Source organism: Vibrio comitans (genome assembly GCA_024346835.1).
Classification (GTDB): domain Bacteria; phylum Pseudomonadota; class Gammaproteobacteria; order Enterobacterales; family Vibrionaceae; genus Vibrio; species Vibrio comitans.
The window spans coordinates 1,412,265-1,425,049 of sequence record AP024866.1 but is presented as its reverse complement, the minus strand read 5'-3'; the positions used below and the strand labels follow the sequence as shown (position 1 = coordinate 1,425,049).

The 12,785-nt window shown below is 44.4% G+C and carries 11 protein-coding genes; 5 read left to right on the top strand and 6 right to left on the bottom strand.

What is annotated here, in order from left to right; all coding sequences use genetic code 11:
• Positions 1–101 precede the first annotated feature (101 nt).
• On the top strand, positions 102–1,502 hold the full coding sequence (gene asnS, locus OCU46_RS06460; RefSeq protein WP_141270213.1) for an asparagine--tRNA ligase: 1,401 nt from the start codon (positions 102–104) through the stop codon (positions 1,500–1,502).
• 191 nt (positions 1,503–1,693) lie between these two features.
• Complete coding sequence (locus tag OCU46_RS06455) at positions 1,694–2,884, top strand: amino acid aminotransferase (protein WP_141270211.1); 1,191 nt, start codon at positions 1,694–1,696, stop codon at positions 2,882–2,884.
• Positions 2,885–2,965: 81 nt separating this feature from the next.
• Here OCU46_RS06455 and OCU46_RS06450 read toward each other — a convergent pair whose 3' ends face one another.
• Positions 2,966–3,610 carry an outer membrane beta-barrel protein gene (locus OCU46_RS06450; RefSeq protein ID WP_141270209.1) on the bottom strand — a complete coding sequence of 215 codons (645 nt, stop codon included), beginning with the start codon at positions 3,608–3,610 and terminating at the stop codon, positions 2,966–2,968.
• Between the two features lie 178 nt (positions 3,611–3,788).
• Between OCU46_RS06450 and OCU46_RS06445 the strand changes: the two genes are divergently transcribed.
• The 3 genes from OCU46_RS06445 to OCU46_RS06435 all read left to right on the top strand — a co-directional run bounded on the left by OCU46_RS06445 (position 3,789) and on the right by OCU46_RS06435 (position 7,476).
• The gene (locus OCU46_RS06445; RefSeq protein WP_141270207.1) at positions 3,789–5,657 is read left to right on the top strand and encodes a putative nucleotidyltransferase substrate binding domain-containing protein; all 1,869 of its coding nucleotides are present in this window, start codon (positions 3,789–3,791) and stop codon (positions 5,655–5,657) included.
• 4 nt (positions 5,658–5,661) lie between these two features.
• On the top strand, positions 5,662–6,396 hold the full coding sequence (locus tag OCU46_RS06440) for a 3'-5' exonuclease (RefSeq protein WP_141270205.1): 735 nt from the start codon (positions 5,662–5,664) through the stop codon (positions 6,394–6,396).
• 99 nt (positions 6,397–6,495) lie between these two features.
• The gene (locus OCU46_RS06435) at positions 6,496–7,476 is read left to right on the top strand and encodes a helix-turn-helix domain-containing protein (RefSeq protein WP_141270203.1); all 981 of its coding nucleotides are present in this window, start codon (positions 6,496–6,498) and stop codon (positions 7,474–7,476) included.
• 30 nt (positions 7,477–7,506) lie between these two features.
• Here the strand turns inward: OCU46_RS06435 and OCU46_RS06430 are convergent, their stop codons facing one another.
• The 5 genes from OCU46_RS06430 to OCU46_RS06410 form a co-directional block, all read right to left on the bottom strand.
• On the bottom strand, positions 7,507–8,742 hold the full coding sequence (locus tag OCU46_RS06430) for a membrane dipeptidase (RefSeq protein WP_141270201.1): 1,236 nt from the start codon (positions 8,740–8,742) through the stop codon (positions 7,507–7,509).
• 207 nt (positions 8,743–8,949) lie between these two features.
• A complete protein-coding gene (locus OCU46_RS06425; RefSeq protein WP_141270199.1) occupies positions 8,950–9,858 on the bottom strand; it encodes a SphA family protein in 909 nt (302 codons plus the stop codon).
• Positions 9,859–10,265: 407 nt separating this feature from the next.
• Positions 10,266–10,544, bottom strand: coding sequence for a hypothetical protein (locus OCU46_RS06420; protein WP_141270198.1), 279 nt, complete (start codon positions 10,542–10,544; stop codon positions 10,266–10,268).
• 265 nt (positions 10,545–10,809) lie between these two features.
• Positions 10,810–11,124, bottom strand: a complete 315-nt coding sequence (yqfB, locus tag OCU46_RS06415) for a N(4)-acetylcytidine aminohydrolase (protein ID WP_141270196.1) — start codon at positions 11,122–11,124, stop codon at positions 10,810–10,812.
• A gap of 75 nt (positions 11,125–11,199) precedes the next feature.
• Complete coding sequence (locus OCU46_RS06410; protein ID WP_141270194.1) at positions 11,200–12,771, bottom strand: BCCT family transporter; 1,572 nt, start codon at positions 12,769–12,771, stop codon at positions 11,200–11,202.
• Positions 12,772–12,785: the final 14 nt, after the last annotated feature.

Here is a 12,785-nt window from a genome sequence, read left to right as displayed (position 1 = left end):
AATAGGCACTCTTTACTTGATGCAAATTTATTGGTGGGTAAACTGAGAAGTTCTATTTAATTTTCTATTTCTCGATAGCATCTATTGGAGAGTAATACCAAATGACTTACGCGCCTGTAACAGACGTTCTTAGCGGAAAGCTCGAAGTAAACAGTGAAATCACTGTTCGAGGCTGGATCCGTTCACGTCGCGATTCCAAAGCTGGAATCTCTTTTCTTGCCATCTATGACGGCTCTTGTTTCGACCCGATTCAGGCCGTGGTCCCAAATAGTTTAAATAATTACGATGAAGAAGTGCTTAAACTGACTACAGGTTGTTCTGTAGAAGTCACTGGTACCATCGTAGAGTCTCCAGCAAAAGGTCAAGATTTTGAACTGGCTGCTACCGCTGTAAAAGTGGTTGGTTGGGTTGAAGACGCTGAAACCTACCCTATGGCGAAGACTCGTCACTCTATCGAGTACCTTCGTGAAGTAGCTCACCTTCGTCCACGTACAAACGTGATCGGCGCTGTCGCTCGCGTGCGTAACTGTTTGTCTCAAGCGATTCATCGCTTCTATCACGAGCAAGGTTTCTTCTGGACTTCGGCGCCGTTAATCACTGCATCTGATGCTGAAGGTGCGGGCGAGATGTTCCGCGTATCTACTTTAGATATGGAAAACCTGCCACGCACTGACAAAGGCGATGTAGACTTCAACGAAGATTTCTTCGGCAAAGAGACATTCCTTACTGTATCAGGCCAGTTGAACGCAGAAGCGTACGCGTGTGCCCTAAGCAAGGTTTACACCTTTGGTCCAACGTTCCGCGCAGAAAACTCAAACACCAGCCGCCACCTAGCGGAGTTCTGGATGGTAGAGCCTGAGATTGCGTTTGCTGATCTTGACGATGCTGCAAAACTGGCTGAAGACATGCTTAAGTATGTGTTCAAGGCTGTTCTTGCAGAGCGCCGTGACGACCTAGAGTTCTTTGCTCAGCGCATTGACAAGCAAGCGATCTCTCGTCTTGAGCAGTTCGTTGACGCTGATTTTGCACAAGTGGACTACACTGACGCAATTCAAATCCTACTCGATTCTGGTCGTGAGTTTGAATTCCCTGTTGAGTGGGGCATCGACATGTCATCTGAACATGAACGTTACCTTGCTGAAGAGCACTTCAAGGCACCTGTAATCGTTAAGAACTACCCGAAAGACATCAAAGCTTTCTACATGCGCCTTAACGACGACGGCAAAACTGTTGCTGCGATGGACGTTCTAGCACCTGGCATTGGTGAAATCATCGGTGGTGCTCAACGTGAAGAGCGTCTAGACGTTCTAGACGAGCGTATGATCGCTATGGGCATCGACCCAGAGCACATGAACTGGTACCGCGACCTACGTAAATACGGCACTGTGCCACACGCTGGTTTCGGTCTTGGTTTCGAGCGTTTAGTATCCTACGTAACAGGCATGGGCAACGTACGTGACGTTATTCCATTCCCACGTACACCACGCAGCGCGAACTTCTAAGTCGACGACTGTTATTAAAAACCGCCTGATGGCGGTTTTTTTGTATCTAGGTTTCAGGAAAAATTGATATCAGACAGGTGTTGCGAATTACATTGATAAATTAATTACAAATCTGTTGTTTTGACGTTTTTCTACAGGTATAAAAGAAGACAGTCACATTCCCTTAAATCACTTTAACACGGACGATTCTCATGTTTGAAAAAGTAGTAGCTGCTCCTGCCGACCCAATCCTAGGTTTAACTGAAGAGTTTAAAAAAGATGCTCGTGATACCAAGATTAACCTTGGTGTAGGTATCTACAAGAATGAACAAGGTTCTACCCCTGTTCTTGCCACTGTGAAAAAAGCAGAACAAGCCATTCTTGAGACTGAAACCACTAAGTCTTACCTAACGATTGAAGGCACAGCCGAATATGGCCTAGCTGTACAAAAGCTACTATTTGGTGAAGACAGCGCTATTGTTTCAGAAAAGCGTGCTAAAACAGCTCAAGCGCCAGGTGGCACAGGCGCACTTCGTGTTGCAGGTGAGTTCATCAAGCGTCACCTAAATGGTGCGAAAATTTGGATCAGCAACCCGACTTGGGCAAACCACAAAGGTGTGTTCACAGCGGCAGGCATCGAAATTGCTGAATACCGTTACTACAACGCCGAAACAAAGGCGAAAGACTTTGACGCTATGCTTGCGGATCTTGAACAAGCCAATGCTGGTGATATCGTTCTTCTGCACGGCTGTTGCCACAACCCTACGGGTATCGACCCAACGGCTGACGAATGGCAAGCACTAGCGAAACTAGCAGCGGACAAGCAACTTATTCCACTGTTTGACTTTGCCTACCAAGGTTTTGCTAAGGGCGTAGAAGAAGATGCAGCAGGTCTGCGTGCGTTTGCTGAGCAAAATAGCGAAATCCTAGTGGCGAGCTCTTTCTCTAAGAACTTCGGATTGTACAACGAGCGCGTTGGTGCATTTACTCTGGTAGCGGCAAATGCTGACGTTGCGCAGACAGCATTTTCTCAAGTTAAAGGGATTATTCGCTCAATCTACTCTAACCCACCGGCTCACGGCTCTGCTGTAGTTACGCACATTCTAAACAATGCTGAACTTCGTCAAGAGTGGGAAGCAGAAGTAAAAGAGATGCGTGACCGCATTCAAGAGATGCGTACACTGTTTGTCGAAACTCTTAAAGCGCAGGGCGTTTCACGTGACTTTAGTTTTATTGAGCGTCAAAACGGTATGTTCTCGTTCTCTGGCCTAACCAAAGAGCAAGTAACGCGCCTTAAAGATGAATTTGCTATCTACATTGTAGGTTCTGGCCGTATCAGCGTGGCTGGCATGACCAAAGAAAACATGCTGCCACTGTGCAAAGGCATTGCTGCAGTACTATAAGCATTTTGTAAGCATTGCTTGAATGATATAAAGGCTGGTTTTTACCAGCCTTTATTGTCTCTATTGCCTAGACCACTAGCATCAAAAACGAAGTTTAGCGACCACCCCACCCTGATCCAGCGTTGAATCATCATTCCAAATCGTTCTACCGTACGCTCCTAATGAGAAATTCGTAGTAAAATAATAATCCAATGACAGCTCAAAAGAAGATTCATGAATGATGTCGTATTCAAGATACTCGAGGACCATATTCCCCTCTAACGCATCGGTAAACGCATAGTTGGCACCAGCAAATAACCCCAACAAAAAATCTTTTTCGGTATATTTTGTTGAGCCATTGCTATCGCGTATCTTCAACTTAGAACCACCTATTTTAATACCGGCGTAAAGGTCCCCATTTTCCATCACAGCAAAACGTCTTGCTCCTGATAGTGTTACATAATCGGCTCTGTCATTCTCATCACCATGATGGGTGAAACGACCTTTATATTGAAAATTGGTGAACCAATGCTCATTGAGCAACCACCTTAGATTGATGTCACTAACAGTCACACCATCCCTACCAGTCAGGACATCAGAGTTCAATTTGCCACCACCGATAGCAAAACTGAGAAAGTTATAGTTCACCGGCGTCTCATACGAGCGAAAATCCCAGCTAGAAGCAAAGCTATCAGCCGCAAACAATGAACTTAAACTAAACAGTGCAATCGATGAGTATTTGTTCATGCGCGCTCCATGTCATGAAAAAAAGACGAACTAATGCTTATATTCAACCATAATAGTAGACAATAAATGATGATAGTTTAGTGACTTAACAATGATTTAGCGCCAAACTACTGTCTAGACCCTCATTTTTTCGTTTCACGATGAACGATGCACAAAATCGCGATAATTAAGGCGCCTCATGGAAGTTGAACTACTCGAAATAAAACAGTTTCTCGCTCAGTACCCCCCCTTCTCCGACTTACCCGACGAGATGCTAAGTCAGGTCGCCTTTGAAACTGAGATTTCTTATATTCGAAAAGGCGAAGTTGTTGTTTCACTGGGTGAAGCTATCTCTGATTTCTTTGTAGTACGCAGTGGCGTGGTCGAAATATCTAAGCGTAATGGTTCGCTGTTTAATCGATTAGATGAAGGGGCGGTGTTTGGTCAGTTAGCACTACTTAGTAACGGCAAGGTAATGTTCCCAGCAACCGCAATCGAAGATTGCCTTTTGTACTGCATTCCTGCTGACACCTTTCAAACACTGTATGACAACTATGATTCCTTCGCAGATTTCGTCGCGCTAGACGACAGCACAAGGCTTCGCCGAGCCATGGCGAACACCGACGACAACGACCTAACTACGGCTAAGATAACCGCGATGATTAATCGCCCTGCATCTACTATCTCAGAGTTTTCTTCAATTAGAGATGCGGCAATACAAATGGACGATGAGAATACCTCTTGTCTTCTTGTGGTCGACGATGAGGCGCATAGCAACGAAAAACTACGGGGTATACTCACCGACCGAGATTTATGTACGCGAGTTGTCGCTCAAGGCGTATCCCCCGACGACATAGTAAAATCTGTGATGACCCAAGACGTTATCACATTAGATAGTAACGCTTATGTCTACGAAGCCATGTTAACCATGCAGCGCTTCAACGTTCATCACTTACCCATTGTGAGAAAAAGCACCCCTATAGGTGTAATCGAGGCCAGTGATATCGTGCGATATGAGTCGCAAAACTCATTGCTATTAGTGAGCTCTATCTTCCAACAAAACAGTGTGGACGATTTAGTGACGCTCTCCGAGCAAGTCAGTGATAGTTTTGTCCGATTAGTCAACGAAGATGCCAACTCTCACATGGTGGGAAGTGCAATGGCGATCATAGGTAAGAGCTTTAAGCAACGAATCATTGAATTAGCAGAAGAAGAACTCGGCCCCTCACCCGTTCCGTATTGCTTTCTTGCTCTTGGTTCCATGGCACGTGATGAGCAATTGATTGTCACCGATCAAGATAACGCCATCATTTTGTCGAACAGCTTCGACAAAGAAAAGCACGATGAATATTTCGCTACCCTTTCTCAGATGGTCAGTGACGGCTTGGACCGTTGCGGTTATCCATACTGTACTGGTGACATTATGGCGACTAACCCTATCTGGCGAATGACACAAACTGAGTGGGAAGACTGTTTTGCCGATTGGATTGATAACCCCAACGCCAAGGCATTGCTGAACGCGTCAATATTTTTCGATTTGGTCGGCGTACACGGGCAGATAAAATGGGCAGAAAAGCTTAATCGCTTCATCACAGAACGCGCTAAGAATAATTCTAAATTCCTATACTGCTTGGCACGAAATGCACTAAACCGAACGCCTCCTCTCGGTTTTTTCAAAAGCTTTGTAATGGAAAAAGACGGCAAGCATAAAAACTCCATAAATCTGAAAAGGCGAGGCACAGCGCCACTTGCGGATCTAATTCGTGTTCATGCTCTGGCTGTGGGTTCAACCCAGCAAAACTCATTTGAGCGCCTAGATGACATTCTTGATTCAGGAATATTACCAAGAGGAAGAGCGCAAGATCTTAAGGATGCGCTAGAGTTTATTTCTCTGGTACGTATACGACATCAAGCGATCGATATCAGCGAAGAGAGAGAGCCAGATAACAACATAGAGCCTGAGAACCTTTCCGACTTTGAAAGGCGAAACCTTAAAGATGCTTTCCAAATCTTAAGTAATGCTCAGAATTTCTTGAAATTTCGCTATCAAGGCACAGCGCTGAAATAACATTATGTTTAAAAAAACTAAAGAAGATCAGGCCCCTATCGCACCAACCAAAGATTGGCAAGCGCATTTCAATGCTTTGCTGGAAGATAGCAAGCACGGGCATATTAAGCGCTTCTACGCGACTGGCACTATTGACCATACAACACCATTAAAAGATGTGCCTTTTCTAGCCTTAGACTTCGAAACTACAGGACTAAACTCCGATAAAGATGAAATCATCTCAATAGGGTTAGTCCCTTTTGATTTAAAACGAATCTATCTAAAGCAAAGTAAACAATGGCTTATCAAACCGCAAAAAGCCCTTAATGCAGACTCAGTGGTAATCCATGGTATTACGCACTCAGAACTTCAGTACGCTCCAGATATCATGAACGTGCTTCCTGAGTTTCTTGATGCTATCGCAGGCAAGGTTTGCGTGGTTCATTACCGTCAAATAGAGCGAAGCTTTTTGGACAGTATTCTTAGACGCCGAATTAATGAAGGCATTCAGTTTCCCGTCATTGATACCTTGCAGATTGAATGGGAAGTACAACAAGAATACGCGGCTGGCTTTATGAATCGTTTGAAGGGTAAAAGGCCAGGTTCTGTGCGTCTTGCTAAGAGTCGCAAACGCTACAACTTACCTACCTACACGCCTCATGATGCCTTAGTCGATGCCATTGCTACAGCCGAGCTTTTGCAAGCACAGGTTGCGCATCATTTCACTCCTGACACTGAGATTGAGCAGTTGTGGCTATAGTTGCAAGCTTTAAGACGTAGCGACCGAGCTTCGACGCTCGGTTACGTCAATGGCAGACCAATATCCGAATGAGTATCATCAGATCAACAACGGCACCCAATGAACAAGACTATCCCACTCATCCACAAGTCGGCTGCGATAGCACAAATAGAAGCACTCAAGCTTTATATTAAAGACATTTGGCCCATCGTCAGTGATGCTCAACTTCCCATATATCTAAACTCAACATCGGCTCAATTTATCCCCTTTCACTCTCTTTGTCGATTATTGCAATCGGCGTTAAAACACCTCACCGCAAAAGAGTTCATCGAATTTATCCACTGCGGTGCAAAGAGCTACTCACAACATATCGAAGGGGTTTGTTTATCGGACAAAAGCAAAGGAGACCTAGGCAAAGGAGCTCTGGGCGAACTAGTACACTATCTGCCGATTCAAGAAGTGGCGTTTACATCATCATCTAATGGGACTGTGTCAGAGTGCTCATTAACAATGACATTGGAAGAGGTTGAGCCTTACACTTTTATCAGCGAACTCTACGTTATCTCCGTTGCTCATCATTGCTTAACCCAGCAGTGCCCCGCTCTTGTAGAACCCATTAAATATCATTTGGTGACGCATGAAAAATTTGGATTAGATGCACTAAAGGCCTCCACCAAAGCTCCGCAATTTTTGGGACAAGAATGTACCGCACTTTTTTATCGCTCATCTAGCTTATCGGGTTTTAGCAACCATAATCAGCACTGGCGCAGGCAAACACAAACTTTCACCGAACAAGTTGCCGATGCTCTGGAGAGTTACATTGGGCGGCAAGATGTCAGTTTAGATACATTTAGTAGCATCGTTGGGATCCCCCCTCGAACAATCCAACGTCACTTAGATAATGAGGGAACGACTTTTCGCAAAATCAAAGAGTCGTTAAACATGGCATTTGCAAAGCGAGTAATGATTGAAAGAAATGTCTCTATCTCTGATATTGCCGAACACTTGGGATACTCCGATACCTCTCAGTTTATTCGTGCATTCAAAAAATCAGAAAAAATGACGCCGCTGCAATGGCGAAAAACCAATCAAGCAAACTGAAAAGCCCACATAAAAATGTGGGGAAAATAATTAAGCTTTTGGCGTCCATGTTTGTTCATATACACGCATCAAGTTACCACCAAACAATTTTGCTAGGTCTTCATTTGTGTAACCCATATCCCATAGAGCATCGATAACACCAGCGATGTGTTTGGATAGCTCGGCACAACCTGTCGCACCTTTATCAAACGCGTCTACCATGTAGCCGTTGTCAGCATATTTATCAGCGTTAGCAATAGCAAAAGGCACGACTTTCGCTGTTGTCATCATGTCATCCGTTGCGATGCCTACGTGGTCGATACCGGCTACTTTTACTGCACCATCAATCATCTGTGCAAATTGTTTTGGTGAAATATCTTCAGGCCAAACTCCATCCATCATGAACTCTGTCCCTGTCACCGCGACCACGCCGCCCATTTCTGCCACCGTTTTTGCTTGCTCATCTGAAATCAATCGGTAACACGCTGACAGACGATAGTCTGGGTGATCTTTTTGTAGGTTTTGCTCTGCCATACGCTGCTCAGTTTCACTTAATGTTTCGTGAGGCTCACAGCCATAGGTTGATGCCAGTGGTGAATGCGAGTAAATAACCGGTACACCTTTGTGATGCTTCTGCATGTAATCAGTCACATCTTTTGTTGTGTAATGAGAGGTGTGAGACAGGTCAACGGTGATGCCATGTTTTACCATTTCATCAATTACTTCCTTACCGAACTCGGTTAGACCTGATTTGTCACCATTAATCATGGAGATAACACCTGAACCCGTTAGCTCTGTTTCGTTATAAGTAAGCTGCATTGTTTTAATGCCGTGCTCTGCCATTACCGCAACATTTGAAGCATCTCCCTCCAAAGGCATGGTTGTTTGGCTTGCCCACATTACGGCGTATTCGCCGTTTTCATGCGCTAGTTGAAAGTCTTCCACTTTTTCTACATAACGAATGAGCGTTTTTGCTGAAGATGATGCTTTTGTCCACTTAGCGTGTTCAGATTTAAACGCCAGCATATTAGGTGTGTGAGGCGCTGCAATCGTGACAGACGCACCGGTTACACCACGCTGATGAGCAAGGTCAATATACTGCGCGACTTCAGAATCTTCCGTGAAACCAACCGCGCTAGGAGAAGCATAAAAGTCCAATACGACCGCTTCTTTTGCAAACTGCTTCGCTTCTGGTGACGCGAATTCATGCCAATCTTTGGTTTCAATAGAGGCGTTTACGCCTGCAGATAATGATGCGATTGTTACGGCTAGTAGTAATTTTTTCATGACGTGTCCTCTACAATGATTAGCGAGTCAAGTGCGCTGTTGATGTAGAAGATAATAAGTGAATCAAGCAGATGAAACGTGCATATTACGCCAAGTGTGTTTTATACCACAATCTATACTTCTCACAATAAAACGGAGATTAAAACACCCTGCCCTTATGCACTATCGGCAACAAGGCAGGTTATTTGAACACGACTCCGCTAGTGATTAAAACACAGCCTTTGGTGAGTAAGTTACATTGAGAGAGTACGTTTCCCCTTCTAGGCGGGATTCTGAATAGTACTCTTTGGCAGCGTTTGCGGTAACGTTCCAGTTCCCGTTTATCCAGTAACCCACAGATAAGCCAATACCATGAACTTGTGATTGCGAACCTATAGACGTATTTAAACGCTCATTAACCAGTGCATGTGTATCTGTTATATCGTCACTTTCGGTCTGCCATTGGCTATATCCTCGGATACCCACTTCCAGTTGCTGAGTTAAGTACTGGCTGTATCCATATTCAAAGCTGAGGTGATCGCCGGGCTTTACGTCGGTGGAATCAGACTCGGTATGAAACTCATAGGTCGCAGCGAACATCAAAGCACCTGCCCCATCCATAAGATAGTAATAGCCTGATGTCTGTAGCTGGGTTGTCCATAGATCGAGAGTAACATCACTGTTGCCCGTTGGAATATAGACACCAGCACCAAAGTTGATGTCATAGTTGTCCTCTTGCCAACCTAGCCAAAGAGGCTGCACAAAAAGATCACCGACACCTGAAGAGTCACCACCTGAAGATTCGTTGTTAACTAATAAAGGGTTAAAAGAAAAAGCATATCGAGCACCAAATAACTCTTTGTCAGTTGTCCAAACAAAGGAAGGCGCAATAGCGAAAACACTGTAGTCGGTATCAAAACCAGTTTCACCAGAGGAATTTGTGAGCTTATCTGCGGTATAGTAAATATTGTACTGCTCGTAAATAAAACCCGCCTCTTGAGGAACGGAAAGATCTCTGACATTACTGACACCTGGAGAATAGTGCCCCGAACCAAAAAGGCCATCGGCAAGTGCGTGTCCGCTGGTGACGAGAGCTAAACTCAAAGGGAGCAGCCTGATCAATGGTGTTAATTTCATAAGTCGTACTTCCCAAAAATAACCCAAAGAAACACCCTTGCTTTCATCGGTTATTCTTATAAATCAATTGGGTATATATTAACCATTGGACACCAATGCAAAAAATGACTTAATTTTATTTATGATATGCAGTTCTGTTATTTCACTGATTTTCGGTATAGCTATCTAGGTAATCAAATGAAGAGTATTGCTGTTGAAATCACTATGCCCCTCTCAGGGAGCGAAGATGCGATAGTGATAGTGGCATAAGCGCCTAGAATTGATTTTGGGCTTAACGGGTAGAGGGGTGACGTCATCGCCTCAAAAGACAGTAAAAGCTAGCATGCACATGATAGTAGTGAGGGATTGTAATATCACTACTATCAAACGCAAAGCGCTACGCGTTCAGGATAGATCTAAGTGCTGTGCTATATGATATTTCTGCGGCGAGCCTCTTTCTTGTAGCTCGACTCTCGATAAAGCCAAAGTAACCCATTCGCACACAGCATTAGAGCCGTAAATAGTACATAGTTTAAAAGCTGGCTTTGCAAAAATGCTAGCATGCCCATCTCGCCAATAGAAGAATATTGGAAGGCAATGCTAAAGACAAGATAGAAAGCAACCGCTCCGGTAGTACTCTTAAAGAGCCAATTAACGAAACCTTGCTCTCGCTTCTTTTGCCAAATTTGAAACACTTTATCGTTCATGACCTATAAATACCTTGTTCTTTTGTACTTGTTCTTTTACGTATTTCGATACCTTCAAACGTATCGAATAAAATGAATTATCGTGTATCCACGAATCTAGCCGCTCAGCCTACCCCAAACCGTTCGCTAACCAAATGAATGCAGCGAATTTCAGTGACTAGGCTCAAACTTTCTAGGGCGAATGGGTGCTAGCTTCGATTGCTACTCACACATACACGTTAGTGTGGATAACGAAAATTATCGTGCATCAAATAAATACTCTAGGTCAATCTACAAGTTGGTAGTCGATCACAAACAACTGCGACACGTTAGGATAAATCTCCGAGATCACCTGTTTGAGTTGCTGCAGGCTCATATTTTCTTGCTGAGCATGAAAGTCGGTCAATTCTTTAAATTGGATTGGGGTGACTGACTTTATCTGCAAACGGCAAAACCAACGACCATCCTCATAGGTTGATACATCAACCGTAGAGCCTGCCGCATAATCACACTCACTCTCATCGCGTATGGTGATGGTTTTCTTACCTGCTAAGATGTCACTTTCAAAGCGTTCAAAGAACGTCATTGTTGTTAAACTCATAATATTCCTTTGGTTCACAAAAAAGGCCTGATAAATCAGGCCTTATACTAGTACTTAGTCTGTAAACTTCAAAGCTTAACGTTCTTCTGTAGCCATACCCATTAGCAAGCTCACACACATAGCAAGCAATACAAAGGTAAATGGCAGCGCAGTAGAAATGGCACCGGCCTGTAGGGCCTGTACAGCTTCTGAACCGCCAACCCAAAGCATAGCGACAGCGATCGCGCCTTCCATAAATGCCCAGAACACACGTTGTGGCATAGGAGCATCGAGCTTACCACCAGCGGTAATGCTATCGATAACTAGAGAACCTGAATCAGACGATGTTACGAAGAACACCATCACCAAGATAATCGCGATAATAGAAAGCATGTTTGCCATTGGCATAGCGTCAAACATCTCAAACATAGCTAGAGAGACGTCGGTTAGACCTTTACTGCCCAGAATACCCACATTGTTAATCACTTGGTCAATTGCCAAGCCACCAAACGTAGACATCCAAATCAGAGTCACTGTTGTTGGTACAATCAATACAGCAGTCATAAACTGACGAACAGTACGGCCTTTAGAAACACGAGCGATGAACATACCTACAAATGGGGACCATGAAATCCACCAAGCCCAGTAGAATACAGTCCAGCCTTGGAACCACGCCTCGTCATCACGACCGTGCGGGTTACTCAGTGGAATAATGTTCTCAACGTAAGAGATTAGCGTCGTAGAGATGCTGCTAAAGGTAACGTGATAACCGATGATCAATACAAACACTAGCAATACGAACGCAATGATCATGTTGATATTAGAAACCAGTTTCACACCACCATGCATACCGCGCATTACTGAAACAATTGCAAGTAAGGTAACAAAGCTGATAACCGCTACCTGCATCCCAAAGCCAGCCTCAACACCAAACACGTGCTGAATACCACTTGCGGCTTGTTGAGCACCAAGGCCGAGGGATGTAGCAAGACCAAATAATGTCGCTAGAACCGCCAGAATATCAACAATGTGACCAGGCCAACCCCATGCACGATCACCCAAGATAGGGTAAAAGATTGAACGGATAGAAAGCGGTAGACCTTTGTTGTACGCGAAGAACGCGAGAGAAAGTGCTACAACACCATAGATCGCCCAAGGGTGAAGACCCCAGTGATACATAGTTGCACCTAGTGCAAGCTTCGCAGCTTCAGGAGTGTTCGCTTCCACATTCAGCGGAGTCTCATACCAACCAGTGAAGTAAGCAACAGGCTCAGCCACACTCCAGAACATCAGACCGATACCCATGCCGGCTGCAAATAGCATCGCTATCCATGAAAGCACAGAATATTCAGCGACTGCGTCTTTACCACCTAAGCGTATCTTTCCGTATGGCGAAATGATTAAACCTAAGCAGAAGACAACAAAAATGTTACCCGCCCAAATAAATAGGGCATCAAAAGAGCCAATGATCTGCCACTTTAGTCCATCAAGTGCGGTCTTAGCGGTATCCGCATCAAGAAACACCATCGCCAGTAGAAAAAGAATAGTTAGGCCAGCACTTGCGGAGAACACCGCATTGTGTACGTCAAAACCCCATTTTTGGACATTATCTTGTCCGATCTGATAGTCAGTACTGTCAATACTGTACTTATCAATTCCCTTGGTCATTCGACCTCCTATAG